The following is a 14,758-nucleotide window of genomic DNA, read 5'->3' on the forward strand; positions in this document are numbered from 1 at the left end:
CGGCGGGCCACGGCCATCAGCAACGTGGCGAGCTCGGGACGATGCGGGGCGGTCCTGGGTGGACCGCGGGAACGTGCGGCGCTGTCAGCGCTCGCGCATTCGCCCGCCACGCACCCGGCCGCGACACATGGCGTCGCGACAGGTGCGCGACGTCGTGGCGAGGGTCCGGGTGCGGGTCATGCGGACATCGTGCGTCATCGGACGACGTCGAAGCCAATCCCTGCGGGGAAAATCCCACGATGCGGACCGAAATCCGTCCACATCGTGGCACACCCGCCAGATTCCGGGCAGCAAAGGACCCCTCGCACACCCACCAGAGCTCACTTACCCTTGCTGCCTTCCGGCCCTGGGGGAGTTCGGCGAGATAGTGCCGCACGAGGGGTCTGCCGCAAGCCTAACCGATCCGGCGGCCCGGACCGAACCGGGCAGAACCCGCCGTTCGCCACCTCACAGCACCGCTCCCTGCTCCGATTCGTTGTCCGGGCGCAGCGTCCGGTATCCTCGTCAGGCCGCGCCAGACTCCGGTCCGTGGTCGCGCGCCCGCCCTGTGCGGAGCGCGAGGAGGATTCGCCTAGTGGCCTATGGCGCACGCTTGGAAAGCGTGTTGGGTTAACGCCCTCGGGGGTTCGAATCCCCCATCCTCCGCAGTCAGATGACGCGAGACATCACCGATGTCTCGCGTCATCGTCGTTTCCGGCGCCGTCCGGCCCGTCGTAGCGGCGGTAGCCGGCCGCCATGGGCCCGGGCGGGTCGATGCCCGCCAGCATGGCGTCGCTGATCGCGGCGAGCTGGTCCACCTGCTCCGGCGTCAGCACGTCGATGACGTGCCGCCGGACCGTGGCGACGTGGCCGGGCGCGGCGGCCTGCATCATGGCCCAGCCATCCTCGGTGAGCCGCGCGTTGGTCACCCGGCGGTCCCCCGGGCCGGGGAAGCGCTCGACGAGCCCGCGCTCCTCGAGCCTCTGCACCACGTGCGACAGGCGCGACAGCGTCGAGTTCGTCGCGCCGGCCAGCTCGGCCATCCGCAGGGTCCGGCCGGGCGTCTCGGACAGCACCGCCATGACGAAGTAGTCGAAGTGCGTGACGCCGGAGTCCCGCCGGAGCTGGCTGTCGAGCACCCCCGGGAGCAGTTCCAGGACGGCCACGAAACGCACCCACGCCGCCATCTGACGATGGTCCAGCCACGGGGTTCCGGTCACGCCCTCAGAGTCTCACGCGATGGTTGTCGCTTCAATTCACCCCGTGCTAGCGTGCCGAAAGGTTGAAGCTACAACCTGATTCACCCCCTCAGCCCACCTGACCATCGCCAGAACACACCGGCCAAGCACAGGAGTTCTCCCATGAAGTGGACCAGGGACCTCGCAGTTCTCGTCGCCCGCGTCGCGATCGGGGCGGTACTCGTCGCCCACGGCGCCCAGAAGTTCTTCACCTTCGGCATCTCCGGCACCATCGACTCCTTCGCCGGCATGGGCATCCCCGTGCCGCAGGCGGCCGCCGTCTTCGCGGCGGTAGTCGAGCTCGTGGGCGGCGCGGCGCTGATCCTCGGCGCGGCGACCCCCGTCGCCGGGCTCCTGGTGATGCTGAACATGCTCGGCGCGCTCCTGCTCGTGCACCTCGGCAACGGCGTCTTCGTTGACCAGGGCGGCTTCGAGCTGGTGGCCGCGCTCGGCGCCGGCGCGCTCGTCCTGGCCGTCACCGGCCCCGGCGCGTTCAGCGTGGACCACCTGGTCGGCCGCGGGCGGGCCGGACGCCGCGCCGCCCAGACGGCCTGAGCCCCGCGAACCGAGCCCCGCAGCATCAGCTCGGCGAGCGGGCCCGGACCAGGGCCTGCTCGCCGGGCATCGCCTTTTCACCCCGCACGCAATTCGCCCGCACGTCACACGACGTTCCGGACGCGCTCACCTCCACCTGGTCGGGTTGACCGGCACCAACCCCCTGACCTGGAGGAGAGCGCATGTCCATCACCCCTGGTACCGCCGGAGTCTCGCGTCGCACCCTGCTCACCACGGCGGGCGCCGTCGGCGCGCTCGGCGTCTCGGCCGCGCTGGCGAGCCCGGCCGTGGCCCGGACCGCGCCGGGCGGCAAGCCGGTGCTGGGCCCGGCACGCGGTGACCTGCTGCACGCCATGAGCTTCAACGTCCGCTACGACCGGGTGGGCCAGACCCAGCCCGGCCAGCCGGACTACTGGCCCGAGCGGGCGCCGCTCACCACCGCCTTCCTGCGACTGGAGCAGCCGACCGTCCTGGGCGTCCAGGAGGTGCTCTTCCACCAGCTCCCCGCGATCGAGGCCGGGCTCGGCAAGCACTACAGGATGGTGGGCTTCGGGCGCGACGGCGGTGCGGGCGGCGAGTACTCCGGCATCTTCTACGACGCGCGCCGCCTGACCGTGAAGTGGTGGGACCAGTTCTGGCTGTCGGACACGCCCGACGTGATCGGCTCGGCCACCTGGGGCAACACCGTGACCCGGATCGTCACCTGGGCCGAGCTGCACGACGAGGTCACGGGCCGCGACTTCCTGCACATCAACTCGCACTTCGACCACCAGGCGGAGAACGCCCGGGTCCGGAGCGCCCAGGTGGTGCGCGACCAGGTGGCGGCGTCCGGCCTCCCCGTCGTCTTCACGGCGGACTGCAACGCCGCCGCCGAGAGCTCGGCGTCCTACGACGTGCTGGTCACCGAGGGTGGTCTCCAGGACACCTGGCTCGCCGCCGACCGGCAGCTCACGCCCTACGCGGGCACGTTCCCCAACTACGGGACGCCGAACCCGGACGGCACCCGGATCGACTGGATCCTGGCCACGCCCGGCATCGAGGTCCGCTCGGCCGCCATCAACACCTGGAACCGGGACGGCCGCTACCCCAGCGACCACACCCCGGTCCAGGCCCTGCTGCGCATCGGCTGACGGCGGTGCGCGCCGTCTGACGGCGCCGGGCCCGCCCCGGGGTCAGGGCTCGACGAGCCGGACCCCGGGGCTGGGCTCGAGCCTCAACGACGCGAGGAAGCCGCGCATCATGTCGTCGAACAGGGCGTCGAAGGTGCCGAAGGCCTGGTCGAGCCGGTCGTACGCGACCATGCACAGCAGTCCGTAGACCTGGCGCCAGAAGCCGACGACCGCATGGACCACGCCCACGGGGACGTCGTCGGCCACCCCGGGGGCGTCCCGCAGGAGGACCACCCGGTAGGCGTCCAGCTCGGCCGCCAGGCCCGGGCCGACGTCGGCCGGGAACGGGACGCCGGCCCGCCACAGGGCGGCGAAGGCCGGGAGGAACACGGCGCCGAGTCGGTGCACGAAGTGCGGCCGGCCCGGCCCCGTGCCCGTGCCCTGACCCGTGCCCGCGGCCTGCTGCGCGTCCGCGCCGAGCAGGAAGTCGAACTCGTTCCGGTGGCCCCGGCACCACACGAACAGCGCGTGCGTGGCGGCGTGCAGCCGGGCGACGGGGTCGTCGTCCGGCTGCCGCGCGACCACGGCGTCCAGGTACGCGGCGAGCTCGTCCATCGTGTCGTCGTAGACGGCGACGAGCAGGCCGGGCCGCCCGTCGAAGTACCGGTACATCCCGGGGCCGGCGATCCCGACCTCCTTGGCGACGGCGACCATCGTGACGCCGTCCACCCCGTGCTCGGCCAGGAGCCGCCGGGCGGCGGAACGTGCCTCGTCGAGCAGCTCGGCACGTAGTCGCTGCCTGCGGGTCGGGGTGGCGGGCACTGTCCTCCTGCGGTACTTCTCACGCGACGGCACGTGAGCTTCCAGTCTCGCACGCGGGACCGCCACCCCGACGGGTTCTCAGGCCTTGCGCCGGGTGATCAGGGCGGCCCCGATCCCGACGGCGCCGACGACGATCCCGGCCGCGCCGAGCCAGCGGCCCACGGGGTCGACGGCGGGTGCCACGGAGGCCGCCGCGGCACCGTGCTCGTCGCCCGCGGCCTCGGCGTCGGCGGGCGCGGACGCCCCGTGGCCGTCGCCCTCGGCGGCGGTCGTGGTGAACACGGGCGCGGGCGCCTCCGGCTCCTTGCCGTCGTCCCCGGCCAGGTCGTCCCAGTCGACGACGCTCCCGTCGGTGTACGTCTGGTGGGCGGGGAGCACGACCTCGGTGCCCTCCTCCGGCAGCGACCCGACCCGGACGGCGAACTCCTGGTACTCGTGCGGCGGCACCTCGTTGCCCTTCTGGGCGGTCCAGGTCACGCGGGCGGGGGCCTCGTCGACGGTCGCGCCCTCGACCTCGAACGGCTCGTCGAGCGTCGCGACCTCCACCTCGACGTCCCAGCCGGGCAGGCTGCGCGGCGTGACGCTGAGGAACGGGGTGTCCGTGGGCAGGTCGACGACGAGCTTCTCGGTGGAGGCCGAGTCCGACTCCGTGGGCACGCGGAACGTGAGGCCCGCGTAGCTCTCGGCGGCGGTCGTGTCGGGGGTCACGCCGACGTGGGCGTACGCCACGGTGGGCAGCAGCACCAGGACGGCGGTGGCGGGGACGGCCGCGAGGGCGCGGCGGGTGGGCAGGCTGAAGCGAGTCATGTGCTCGGTCCTTCGGTACGGGTTCGGGTGGGAGGGCGTGCGGCGACGCACCTCCCGCCTGACTCCGTCAGGTCGCGAGGCGCATCACCCGGGCCGACGACGGCGGCCCCCGCTCCGGCGCCACGTACAGGTCCACCGAGCCCGGAAGCGCGCGGGCCGGGGCCGGCACGGGCGCGCGATCGATCAGCGGCAGCCACAGCGGCTCCACGGCGAGCGGCCGGACCAGCCACGAGGCGAGCAGCCAGACGCCCCGCTCGACACCCACGAGCAGCCCGACGGTGACGACCGTCGCCACGGCGTGCCACGCGAGCATCCCGGGGGCGATCGACGTCGGCTCGGTGGCCCCGACGCACGCCCCGTACAGACCGGCGACGGCCGCGTGCGCGTGCGCCGCGGACGACGCCGCGCCGTCGGGCAGGGCGGACGGCGGGCAGGCGCCGGCGAGGTACGAGAAGGCCTGGTGCGAGGCGTACTGGCCGAGGCCCGCCAGGGCCAGGCCGCCGGGCCAGCGGATGCTGCGGCGCACGGCGAACGCGGCGGCGGCGAGGAGCAGCGCCCCGAGCAGCGCGATCGCCTCGACGGGCGGCACGTGGCCGCCGGCCTCGAAGTGGGCGGTCAGCGCGAGCGAGAGCACGACCGCCGCCCACAGGAGCGCGCGGCCGAGGCCCACTGCTCCCGAGGACGGCGTCAGCACGGCACCGACCTTACTTGGCGGGCTGGACCTCGTCGTCGGTCGCGCTCGGCTCGATCCGCTTCTCGGGCTCGATCTCCGCCGCGGGCACGCAGCCCTCGACGTTCAGCAGCGGCTTGTCGGAGGCCACCTCGACCTCCTCGACGTCGAGCGGCGCCTCGAACTCCTCGCCGATGAGCAGGTCGACCTTGCGGTCGACGCGGTCGTCGAGGACCAGCCGGATCTCGGGGAACTGCGCGGCGAGCGTGTACGCCTGCACGATCCCCTTGCGGCCGAACCGGATCTCCGACTCCTGAAGCTTGATCGGCACGTTGCCCTTGGCCACGATGCTGAACCCGCGGTCCGCGAGCACCGACTCGTGGGCGCTGGCCAGACCGCTCTCCGTGGAGGCGTTCAGCAGGCGCACCTGCACGTCGGAGTAGGCGGTCGGGAGGGCGCCGTCGGGCTGGCCCTTGACCTCGGGCAGGCAGGCCGCCGGGTAGGTCTCCTGCTCCGCCACGCCCACCGTGGTGAACGGGCGGTTGAACGGCGAGCTGATGGCGCCGGAGTACACCGCGAGCGCGAAGATTCCGCAGACGGCGAGGAAGGCGATGAGCACACCGAAGACCACGGCCTGGCGCTCGTGCTCTCGGCGCCGGCGCTCCACGCGCGCCTGGTCGTACCCGGGGGATGTCACGCGACGAACCTACCTGAGTCAGCGGATGATGAGCACGCGAGCGTGCAGGACTGGACGTTGCTGGAGGGCTGCGCGCACGGCACGGTGCAGACCGTCCTCCAGGTAGAGCGTGCCCTCGTACTCCACGACGTGAGCGAACAGGTCGCCGTAGAACGTGGAGTCCTCCGCCAGGAGCTGGTCGAGGTCGAGCGTGCGCTTGGTGGTCACGAGCTCGTCGAGCCGCACCTGACGTGGCGGCACGTCGACCCAGTCGCGCGTGCGCGACCGCCCGTGCTCGGGGTACGGGCGGCCGTCTCCTACGGCCTTGAAGATCATCGGTCCGTCCTCACTGGACTCGGCGGGGCCGGTCCGGGAGCGGCTGTGGCAACCTGCCTGCTGACACCGGACGGCGTCCCGAACCCTACCGGAACGCGGGTGCGGACAACAGCCGGACTGACGCCGGGCCAGTAGCCCGGCGCTGGTCAGACCACCGGTACGTCGCGCCGCCGGTAGCCCGTGAACGCGAGCGCCAGCAGCCCCGCCGCGACGAGCAGCAGCCAGCCCAGCGGGGCCCAGTCCACGTCGGCCCAGGCCACCGCGGGGACGGCCGGGGCGTGCGCGAACGGGGACAGGTCGACGACGGCGTCGGGCAGGTCGAGCAGGCTGCCGAGCAGGGTCACCAGGAAGCTGGCGGCGATGACGGCCCACCCCAGACCCACGAGCCGTGGGAACCAGCCGAGGAGCGCCGCCGTGAGCGTGATCACCACCAGGACGGCCGGCAGGTGGACGACGGCCGCGCCGAGGCCGTCGCCGAGCGAGGTGCCCCAGCCCGTGTCGGACGCGAGCGCGTTGCCCGCGCCGAGGGCGAGCCCGGCGATGCCGAGCAGCAGCACCGCCCCGCCGACCGCGCCGGCCAGCCACGCGCCCAGGTATCCGGGGCGGGACGCGCGCGTGGCGAGCACCACCTCGGTGCGGCCCAGCGACTCCTCGGCGCGGGCGTCCTGGAGCACGGTGACCCCGTACCCCGCCCCCGCGTACGCCGTCCAGGACATGATGAGCGCGGCGAAGCCCGCCGCGATGTCGGAGCCCTGGACGCCCATCGCGGCGATGTAGCCCGCGAACTGCTCGTTCTGGGTCACCAGCTCCCCGGCCGTCGCCATGAGGTAGCCCACGAAGAACATGTAGACGCCGATCGAGACGGCCCAGATCACGAACGACGACCGGGTCAGCCGCACCATGAGCGCGGCGGCCGAGGTCAGCGACGCCGAGTGCGCGGGCCCCCGCCGTTCCGCGATCAGGCCCGCCCCGAGGTCGCGGTGCAGCGTCAGCCAGGCCGCGGCCAGCCCGCCCACGACGAGCACGCCGACGCAGAGCAGGAACGGCCGGTAGTCGTTCGCGCCGTACGGGTCGATCTGCTGCGCCCACCCGACGGGCGAGACCCAGTGCAGCCAGCCCAGCGCGTCCGGGTCGACGTCGGCGCCGCCGCGCAACAGGTAGCCGCCGATCACGATCCACACGCCGAGCGAGTTCGCCCCGCGGGACGACGACGCGACCTGCGCCGTCACCGCCGCGATGCCGGACGCCGCCAGCCCGACGGCCACGACCTGCGCGCCGAGCGCGACGGCGCCGCTCGACGGCCCCTCCGGCCACACCACGGCGGCGGTCAGCGCGCCCGAGACGACCGAGAAGATCACCCCGACGACCAGGCCGGTCACCAGCGGCGCGAGGGAACCCACGCGGGCGGCCCGCACCAGCTCCAGGCGGCCGAGCTGCTCCTCCTTGCGCGTGTGCCGCACCACGGCCATGACGGCGAGCACCCCGAACACGGCGACCATGAAGATGCCGACGCGCCACGAGACCGTGGACGCGACGGACCCGGTGTTCTCGTACGGCCCGAGCAGCACCAGGAAGGCCGGGTTGCTCACCAGGGTGGCGTGGATGGTGTCGCGCTGCTCCTGGGTGCCGTACAGCTCGGACACGGAGCTCAGCGTGCTGACGAACAGCAGGACGCAGACCGCGACCTGGGCGGGCAGCAGCACGCGGTCGCGGCGCAGCGCGAGCCGCAGCAGATCGCCCGTGCCCGCGAACGCGCCCCGCAGCGCCAGTGCCGGGCGCTCCAGCGCCGGGACCGCCGGAAGCGTCGCGGCGGTCATCGCCGGCCCGCCTTCACGGAGCCGCGGCCGTCCTTCACGGAACCGCGGCCGGCGGGCGCGTCCTCGAGCCGCTCCAGCTCGTCGCCGTACTGCCGCAGGAACAGCTCCTCCAGCGACGGCGGCTCGATGGTCAGGCCGTGCGGCTCCAGGCTCGCCAGGGCCTTCGTGACCTGCGGGAGCGCGTCGTCGTCCACGTGGAAGGCGACGCGCACGGCGCCCGCTCCCCCGGACGACCCGGACGGCGCGGCGCTCCCGGCGCCCCCTGCGTCGGTCACGACCAGGTCGTGCACGCCAGCGAGCGCCTCCAGCCCGCCGACGTCGCCCGTGACCACCGCGGTGACCCTGGACCGCGTGAGGTGGCGCAGCTCGGCGAGCGTGCCGGACTGCACGTCCTTGCCGTTGCGGATGATCGTCACGGTGTCGCACAGGGCCTCGACCTCGCCGAGGATGTGGCTGGAGAGCAGCACCGAGGTGCCCTGCGCCGTCGCCTCACGGATCGAGTCCTGGAACACGGCCTCCATGAGGGGGTCCAGCCCGGACGTGGGCTCGTCGAGCACCAGCAGCTCGGCGTCGGCGCTGAGCGCGGCGACCAGGGCGACCTTCTGCCGGTTGCCCTTGGAGTAGGTGCCGGCCCGCTTGGTGGGGTCGAGCTCGAAGCGCTGCAGCATGCGGTCCTTGCGCGCCCGGTCGGGCTTGACGCCGCGGAGCCGGAGCAGCAGGTCGATGGCCTCCCCGCCGGTCAGCTTGGGCCAGAGCGTGACGTCGCCGGGCACGTAGGCGAGGTGTCCGTGCAGGTCGACCGCCTGGGCGAACGGGTCGCCGCCGAGCAGCGCCGCCCGTCCGGCGTCGGGCCGCAGCAGGCCGAGCAGGACGCGGATGGTGGTGGACTTGCCCGCCCCGTTGGGGCCGAGGAACCCCGCGACCTCGCCGGGACGGACGGTCAGGTTCAGGCCGTCGAGGGCCTTCACGCTGCCGAAGGACTTGTGCAGGTCGTGGATCTCGATCGCAGGTGTCACGGTCATGAGTTGTTCGCTCCCGGTTCGTTGACGTACAGGAGGTACTCGTCGAGCGTGCGGCGAGACGTGAGGAAGCCCTCGGTGAACAGCTCCATCATCGGCAGGTAGCTGTTCGTGAGGTAGTTGCGGACGATGCCCGCGAGGTCGTCGGGGTCCGACGGCGGGTCGAGCGTCACCTCGAGCAGCAGCGCGCCGAGGGACGAGAGCGTGAGGTAGCGGGCGCGCGCGGCGTCGTCCCGGCTGGGCACGATCACCCCGGCGGCCACCCCGTCCCGGGTGTAGCCGACGGCGTCGGTGACCATGTGGTCGATGAACTCGCGGGCCAGCGGGCTGCCGTCCTGCATGGACCGCAGCACGTAGCCGAGCACGGGGGCGTTCTCGTCGGCGGCCGCGAACCGCTGGAGGAAGCTCTGGCCCGCCGCGACCGTGGCGACGTTCTCCTCCTTGAGCCGCCGGATCGTGGCCAGGACCTGCGCGTCGCACTCGGCCCGCAGCTTGGTCTTGGTGCCGAAGTGGTGCATCACGAGCCCGGCGCTCACCCCGGCGTCGGCCGCGATGGTCCGGACCGACGCGCCGAAGCCCTCCACCGCGAACCGGCGCACCGCGGCGTCGCGGATCCGGGCGCGGGCGGTGAGGTCGTCGGCGTCGACGGGGCCGTTGCGGGAGCTGCTGGTCGAACGATCCGAACGGGCTGAACGCATGTTCAACATGCTAGACACGCGTTCAGCCCGGTGTCCATACCCGTGTCAGACGTACAGGTCACGGGAGGGACCTGTACGTCTGACACGTGGTGTGGGGGTCAGCCCTGGGCGGTGCCCCGCCAGCGGCCGATGGCGCGCATGACGTGGTAGATCACCAGTGCGGCCGCGGTGCCGAGCGCGATGCCGCCGAACTCCAGGTCGCCGACGATCCACGTGAAGTTGGCGATACCGATGATCAGCGGCACGGCCGCCGTGGTCAGGTTCACCGAGTCGGAGAAGTCGACCTTCGCCTGCACCCAGATGCGGGCACCGAGGATGCCGATCATCCCGTAGAGCATGGTCGTGACGCCGCCGAGCACGCCCGCAGGCACGGTGTTGATCAGCGCACCGAACTTGGGCGAGAGGCTGAGCACCAGCGCGCCGAAGGCGGCCACCCAGTAGGCCGCCGTGGAGTACACGCGGGAGGCGGCCATGACGCCGATGTTCTCCGCGTACGTGGTGGTGCCCGAGCCGCCGCCGAGGCCGGCGAGGGTCGTCGCGACGCCGTCGGCCAGAAGGGCCCGGCCGGTGAGCTTGTCGTAGTCGCGGCCGGTCATCGCGGCCACCGACTTCACGTGCCCCACGTTCTCCGCGATGAGCACCAGGACCACCGGGAGGAACAGGCCGAGCACGCTCGGGTCGAACGACGGCGCGGTGAAGTGCGGCAGGCCGAGCCAGCCGGCCTTGGTCACCGGGGAGAAGTCGACCTCACCGCGCACGCTCGCGAACGCGTAGCCGATCACCACGCCGAGCAGGATCGCGAGCCGGCCGACGATCCCCCGGAACAGCACCTGGATCAGGATGATCGAGGCGAGGGTGACCACGGCCGTCAGCGGGGCGAGCTGGAAGTTGCTCCACGCCACCGGCGCCAGGTTGAGCCCGATGAGCGCCACGATCACACCGGTGACCACGGGCGGCATGATGAGCTGGATCCAGCGCGCTCCGGCGAAGTGCACCACCACACCGACGAGGGCCAGGAGCAGGCCGGTGGCGAGGATGCCGCCGACGGCGACGGACTGCCCGCCCGACGCCGTCGCCGCGGTGATCGGCGCGATGAACGCGAAGCTCGACCCCAGGTAGCTCGGCAGCCTGTTGCCCGTGATGAGCAGGAAGGCGATGGTGCCGATGGCCGAGAAGAAGAGCGTGGTCGCCGGGTCGAACTTCGTGAGGACCGGCACCAGGAACGTGGCGCCGAACATCGCGACGATGTGCTGCAGACCGATCCCCACGGTGCGCGGCCAGCTCAGCCGCTCGTTCGGGGCCACCACCTCACCGGGGGCGATACGGGCGCCGTCACCGTGCAGCTTCCAGCCGAGTCGCATTGTGTTGTCCTTGATCTCGCAACGAAAGTGTCGCGCGGATCTTAGCGGTCGGCGGGTTACGGCCCGGTCAACAGCTGCTGCGGTACTCGCTGATCTGCTCGTCCGGCTCCGGGGCTGGGCAGAGGAACTGCGCGTAGCGCTCGTCGTCGTCCACGTAAAGCTTGAGCCACGAGATGCCGTACCGGGCGACGGTCGCACCCGGCAGGGTGGGCGCGTCGTGCCCCAGGCCGCGCAGCTCCAGGTACGCCTTGTCGCCGTCCGCCGGGAGCGACTCGTACATCGGCTCGGCGTGCAGCCGCACCCGGGCCACCGTGTCGTCCTCGGCCCCCACGATCAGCGTCGGCGCGCTGACCTCGGGGAACGTCTTGTCCACGCTCCAGGGCGTGAGGGGCACGACGGCGCGCAGCGCCGGCCGGTCCTTGGCCGCCTCCAGGCTGCCGCCGCCACCCATCGAGTGGCCCATCACGGCCTGCCGGGTGTGGTCGACGCGGTCCGCGGCCTCGGTCTCCTGGAGCTGGTCCAGCGCCGCGAGGAGCTGGTCGCCGCGCTGCGCGGGCGAGTCGGCCGGGGAGTTCGTGTCGATCGTCACGACGACGAAGCCCTGCGAGGCGATCCGCGGCCCGAGCCAGGCGATGCTCGCCTGGGTGCCCGTGTAGCCGGGCGAGACGGCGACCGCCCCGAACGTGCCCTCGGACGTGTCGGCCGGGTAGTAGACGGTGCCGCCGCCGAACCCGTCGGCCGCGGCCCGGGAGATGACGTCCACCTCGACGTCGAACGGGCCGAGCGGCGCCTCGACGCTCGCCTCGGAGGGGTCCGGGCCGCGCCGGAGGCCGTCGTCGGCGGAGGCTGCGGCCGGGCCGACGAGCGTCCCGGCGGCCAGCACCGTCACGGCCAGAGAAGCACGGGCAACACGAGACATGCTCTGCATGGACTTCTCCTGGGGTCGTCGCGAGGAGCGGCTGAGAAGACCCTAAGGAACATTCACCCCGACGGCCTGCGGAAGCGCACGGGCCGCCCCGCCGGGTGGCGGGACGGCCCGGGAGCAGGCGGGAGCGACGTCAGCCGAGCTGGGGGCGCACCTCGCGCGCGACCAGGTCGAGGTGGTCGAGGTCCGCCAGGTCCAGCACCTGGAGGTAGACCCGCTGGACGCCCTCGGCCTCGAGCGCCTTGAGCCGGTCGACGGCCTCGGCGACGGTGCCGGCGATGCCGTGCTCGCGCAGCTCGGCCGGCTCCCGGCCGATCGCCGCGGCGCGCCGCGTGAACTCGGCCTCGTCCTTGCCGATCGCGGCGACGAGCGCCACGGACTGGACGATCGACCCGGGCTCGCGCCCGGCGTCGGACAGGGCCTTCTCGATCACCTTGATCCGCGGGCCGATCTCGCTGATCTCCGGGAACGACTGGTTGTACTCGTCGCCGTACCTCGCCGCCAGGGCGGGGGTGCGGCGCGGGCCGCCGCCCCCGACCAGCACGGGGATCTTGGACTGCGCGGGCTTGGGCAGCGCCGGCGAGTCGGTGATCTGGTAGTGCTCGCCCGAGAAGGAGAACGTCTCGCCGACGGGCGTACCCCACAGGCCGGTGACGACGGCGAGCTGCTCCTCCAGGATGCCGAACCGCTTGTCGGGGAACGGGATGCCGTAGGCCGCGTGCTCGGCGGCGAACCAGCCGGTGCCGAGGCCCAGCTCCACGCGGCCGCCGGACATCTGGTCCACCTGCGCCACCTGGATCGCCAGCACGCCGGGGTGCCGGAACGTCGCCGACGAGACGAGCGTGCCGAGCCGCACCGTGGAGGTCTCGCGGGCCAGGCCAGCGAGCGTGACCCAGGAGTCGGTCGGGCCGGGCAGGCCGTCCCGGTCGCCCATCGCGAGGTAGTGGTCGGAGCGGAAGAACGCGCTGAACCCGAGCCGCTCGGTCGCCTGGGCGACGGCGAGCTGGTCGTCGTACGACGCGCCCTGCTGGGGCTCGGTGAAGATACGCAGGTCGAGAGTCATGTTTCCTCTGGTGCCGGTGGGTCAGTCGAACTGGGGGTCGGTGGTGCGCGACCGCTTGATCTCGTAGAAGTACGGGTACCGCGCCAGCGTCACGGAGGCGTCGAACAGCGCGCCCGCCTCCTCGCCGCGCGGGATGCGCGTGAGCACGGGGCCGAAGAAGGCGACGCCGTCGACGTGGATGGTGGGCGTGCCGACGTCGTCACCGACGGGCTTCATACCCGCCTCGTGGGAGGCGGCGAGCTCCTCGTCGTAGTCCTCGGAGGCGCCGGCCGCCGCGAGCTCGGCGGGCAGGCCGGCCTCGGCGAGCGCCGCGACGGCCACGGCGTCGAAGTCCTTGTCCTGCTGGTTGTGGATGCGCGTGCCGGCGGCGGTGTAGAAGGCGGAGAACGCCTCGGGGCCGTGGTCGGTCTGGACGGCCGCGGCGATGCGGCCGATCCCGCGGGAGCGCTCGATGCGCGCGCGGTAGTCGTCGGGGATGTCCCGGTCCTTGTTGAGCAGGTAGAGGCTCATCAGCTTGAAGGTGAGCTCGACGTCGCGGATCTGGGCCACCTCGAGGGCCCAGCGCGACGTGATCCAGGCGAAGGGGCACAGGGGGTCGACGTAGACGTCGACGACGGGACGGGCAGCGGTCTCGGTCACGCGCAGCAGACTACGCTCACTGCGTGACCGGGATCCGATGGGGAAGTCTCGCCACCGTCGTCGTCGGCGGGGTGATCTTCCTGGTGTGCCTGGTGGGCCTCGTGCTCGGTCATCCGTGGTCCGCGGTACCCGGTGTTCTCGGCCTGCTGACGGCCGTGCGCGAGGTGCGCTACCTGCGCAGACTGCAGTCAGGGAAGATCTCCGGCAAACGGGAAAATTCGCATCATGAGCCCCATACTTCGCTCAAAGACTCTTCACGGCGGCCGTGGGACACGCGGTAGCCTGCCTGGCATGACCGCCGTCCGTACCCACACGCACGCGCAGGCCGTCGACGCTGCGGTGGACCTGTTCACTCGGCAGGGGTACGAGGGAACCACCGTCGAGGAGATCGCCGACGCCGCGAAGGTGAGCCGCGCGACGTTCTTCCGCCGGTTCCGCTCGAAGGAGGACGTGGTCTTCGCGGACCACGAGCTGCTGCTCGAGGAGGTCGTGGTGATGCTGGCCGCGACCCGGCCCGACGCGCGGGCGAGCGAGGAGTCGGGCCACGACCTGGGCCGCGCCTGGGACGCGGACGTCGACCCGTACCTCGAGGTGTGCCGCGCGGCGCGCATGGTGTTCGACCACCACGTGGGCCAGCGCGAGACGTCGCTCGCCCGGTACGCCCTGCTGCAGCAGGTCCCGGCCCTGCGCGACCGCGAGCTCATCACGACGCACCGCTACGAGCGGGCGTTCACGCACTACCTGCGCGACACCCTGCCGCCCGAGCGGTCCGCCTCCACGGCGTCGATCGCCTTCGCGGCCTCGGTGGTCGCGGTGCACAACGCGATCCTGCGGCGCTGGCTGCGCACGCCGTCGCTGGAGCTGCGCCCGGAGCTGGAGGAGGCGTTCGCCGACCTGCGCCGGGCCGCCGTGCTCGGCACGGCCGCCAGCCCCCTGGCCGACGACGGCACACCGGTCACCCGCCGCGTCGTCGTGACCGTCGTCGAGGGCGTTGCGGGGCCCGACGAGGTGGCCCGCGCCGTCCGCGACGCGCTGGTCTGACCC

The 14,758-nt window shown here is 72.7% G+C and carries 16 protein-coding genes, 1 tRNA gene, 1 other RNA gene and 1 pseudogene; 5 read left to right on the forward strand and 14 right to left on the reverse strand.

All coding sequences use genetic code 11. The annotated features are described in order from the left end of the window. Positions 1-290: 290 nt before the first annotated feature. Positions 291-387, reverse strand: an RNA gene (gene ffs, locus FHX71_RS22355) — signal recognition particle sRNA small type. A gap of 173 nt (positions 388-560) precedes the next feature. On the opposite strand from ffs, the gene FHX71_RS22360 reads away from it, so the two are divergent. Beyond that, positions 561-645, forward strand: a tRNA-Ser gene (locus FHX71_RS22360). A gap of 20 nt (positions 646-665) precedes the next feature. On the opposite strand, the gene FHX71_RS22365 is transcribed toward FHX71_RS22360, so the two are convergent. Further along, positions 666-1,199, reverse strand: coding sequence for a MarR family winged helix-turn-helix transcriptional regulator (locus FHX71_RS22365; protein WP_312877173.1), 534 nt, complete (start codon positions 1,197-1,199; stop codon positions 666-668). Between the two features lie 141 nt (positions 1,200-1,340). Here FHX71_RS22365 and FHX71_RS22370 point away from each other — a divergent pair, with 141 nt between their 5' ends. Together FHX71_RS22370 and FHX71_RS22375 are read left to right on the forward strand one after the other, a co-directional pair. Next, positions 1,341-1,772 (forward strand): DoxX family protein, encoded by a 432-nt coding sequence (locus tag FHX71_RS22370; RefSeq protein WP_182619605.1) that lies wholly within the window; start codon positions 1,341-1,343, stop codon positions 1,770-1,772. 182 nt (positions 1,773-1,954) lie between these two features. After that, positions 1,955-2,902, forward strand: a complete 948-nt coding sequence (locus FHX71_RS22375) for an endonuclease/exonuclease/phosphatase family protein (RefSeq protein ID WP_246403374.1) — start codon at positions 1,955-1,957, stop codon at positions 2,900-2,902. A gap of 42 nt (positions 2,903-2,944) precedes the next feature. Here FHX71_RS22375 and FHX71_RS22380 read toward each other — a convergent pair whose 3' ends face one another. The 12 genes and pseudogenes from FHX71_RS22380 to FHX71_RS22435 form a co-directional block, all read right to left on the reverse strand. Further along, positions 2,945-3,703, reverse strand: coding sequence for a TetR/AcrR family transcriptional regulator (locus FHX71_RS22380; protein ID WP_182619606.1), 759 nt, complete (start codon positions 3,701-3,703; stop codon positions 2,945-2,947). A 78-nt stretch (positions 3,704-3,781) separates the two neighbouring features. Continuing rightward, positions 3,782-4,510, reverse strand: coding sequence for a YcnI family copper-binding membrane protein (locus tag FHX71_RS22385; RefSeq protein WP_182619607.1), 729 nt, complete (start codon positions 4,508-4,510; stop codon positions 3,782-3,784). Between the two features lie 67 nt (positions 4,511-4,577). Next, positions 4,578-5,204 (reverse strand): hypothetical protein, encoded by a 627-nt coding sequence (locus FHX71_RS22390; protein ID WP_182619608.1) that lies wholly within the window; start codon positions 5,202-5,204, stop codon positions 4,578-4,580. Between the two features lie 10 nt (positions 5,205-5,214). Continuing rightward, positions 5,215-5,877, reverse strand: a complete 663-nt coding sequence (locus tag FHX71_RS29495; protein ID WP_182619609.1) for a LytR C-terminal domain-containing protein — start codon at positions 5,875-5,877, stop codon at positions 5,215-5,217. Between the two features lie 18 nt (positions 5,878-5,895). Beyond that, complete coding sequence (locus tag FHX71_RS22400) at positions 5,896-6,192, reverse strand: type II toxin-antitoxin system VapB family antitoxin (protein ID WP_182619610.1); 297 nt, start codon at positions 6,190-6,192, stop codon at positions 5,896-5,898. 146 nt (positions 6,193-6,338) lie between these two features. Continuing rightward, the gene (locus FHX71_RS22405; RefSeq protein WP_182619611.1) at positions 6,339-8,009 is read right to left on the reverse strand and encodes an ABC transporter permease; all 1,671 of its coding nucleotides are present in this window, start codon (positions 8,007-8,009) and stop codon (positions 6,339-6,341) included. Next, positions 8,006-8,956 (reverse strand): annotated as a pseudogene (locus FHX71_RS22410) (ABC transporter ATP-binding protein); the annotation flags it as partial. The gene FHX71_RS22405 and the pseudogene FHX71_RS22410, both read right to left, overlap by 4 nt. A gap of 71 nt (positions 8,957-9,027) precedes the next feature. Beyond that, a complete protein-coding gene (locus tag FHX71_RS22415) occupies positions 9,028-9,726 on the reverse strand; it encodes a TetR/AcrR family transcriptional regulator (RefSeq protein WP_182619613.1) in 699 nt (232 codons plus the stop codon). 98 nt (positions 9,727-9,824) lie between these two features. Further along, entirely contained in the window at positions 9,825-11,087 is a 1,263-nt protein-coding gene (locus FHX71_RS22420) for a uracil-xanthine permease family protein (protein ID WP_182619614.1), read from the reverse strand. 67 nt (positions 11,088-11,154) lie between these two features. Then, complete coding sequence (locus FHX71_RS22425; protein WP_182619615.1) at positions 11,155-12,015, reverse strand: poly(ethylene terephthalate) hydrolase family protein; 861 nt, start codon at positions 12,013-12,015, stop codon at positions 11,155-11,157. Positions 12,016-12,145: 130 nt separating this feature from the next. Further along, entirely contained in the window at positions 12,146-13,075 is a 930-nt protein-coding gene (locus FHX71_RS22430; RefSeq protein ID WP_182619616.1) for an LLM class F420-dependent oxidoreductase, read from the reverse strand. A 21-nt stretch (positions 13,076-13,096) separates the two neighbouring features. After that, positions 13,097-13,714 (reverse strand): DsbA family protein, encoded by a 618-nt coding sequence (locus FHX71_RS22435; protein WP_182619617.1) that lies wholly within the window; start codon positions 13,712-13,714, stop codon positions 13,097-13,099. A 23-nt stretch (positions 13,715-13,737) separates the two neighbouring features. On the opposite strand from FHX71_RS22435, the gene FHX71_RS22440 reads away from it, so the two are divergent. Further along, entirely contained in the window at positions 13,738-13,995 is a 258-nt protein-coding gene (locus tag FHX71_RS22440) for a hypothetical protein (RefSeq protein WP_182619618.1), read from the forward strand. A gap of 10 nt (positions 13,996-14,005) precedes the next feature. Beyond that, entirely contained in the window at positions 14,006-14,755 is a 750-nt protein-coding gene (locus FHX71_RS22445) for a TetR/AcrR family transcriptional regulator (RefSeq protein WP_182619619.1), read from the forward strand. Positions 14,756-14,758: the final 3 nt, after the last annotated feature.

This window comes from Promicromonospora sukumoe, from assembly GCF_014137995.1.
Lineage (GTDB): Bacteria > Actinomycetota > Actinomycetes > Actinomycetales > Cellulomonadaceae > Promicromonospora > Promicromonospora sukumoe.

Excerpts from the sequence above, each read along its gene's own strand:
- FHX71_RS22370 (WP_182619605.1), top strand. The coding sequence starts at position 1,341 with ATGAAGTGGACCAGGGACCTCGCAGTTCTCGTCGCCCGCGTCGCGATC.
- FHX71_RS22375 (WP_246403374.1), top strand. The coding sequence starts at position 1,955 with ATGTCCATCACCCCTGGTACCGCCGGAGTCTCGCGTCGCACCCTGCTC.
- FHX71_RS22385 (WP_182619607.1), bottom strand. The coding sequence starts at position 4,510 with ATGACTCGCTTCAGCCTGCCCACCCGCCGCGCCCTCGCGGCCGTCCCC.
- FHX71_RS22400 (WP_182619610.1), bottom strand. The coding sequence starts at position 6,192 with ATGATCTTCAAGGCCGTAGGAGACGGCCGCCCGTACCCCGAGCACGGG.
- FHX71_RS22405 (WP_182619611.1), bottom strand. The coding sequence starts at position 8,009 with ATGACCGCCGCGACGCTTCCGGCGGTCCCGGCGCTGGAGCGCCCGGCA.
- FHX71_RS22415 (WP_182619613.1), bottom strand. The coding sequence starts at position 9,726 with ATGCGTTCAGCCCGTTCGGATCGTTCGACCAGCAGCTCCCGCAACGGC.
- FHX71_RS22420 (WP_182619614.1), bottom strand. The coding sequence starts at position 11,087 with ATGCGACTCGGCTGGAAGCTGCACGGTGACGGCGCCCGTATCGCCCCC.
- FHX71_RS22425 (WP_182619615.1), bottom strand. The coding sequence starts at position 12,015 with ATGCAGAGCATGTCTCGTGTTGCCCGTGCTTCTCTGGCCGTGACGGTG.
- FHX71_RS22430 (WP_182619616.1), bottom strand. The coding sequence starts at position 13,075 with ATGACTCTCGACCTGCGTATCTTCACCGAGCCCCAGCAGGGCGCGTCG.
- FHX71_RS22445 (WP_182619619.1), top strand. The coding sequence starts at position 14,006 with ATGACCGCCGTCCGTACCCACACGCACGCGCAGGCCGTCGACGCTGCG.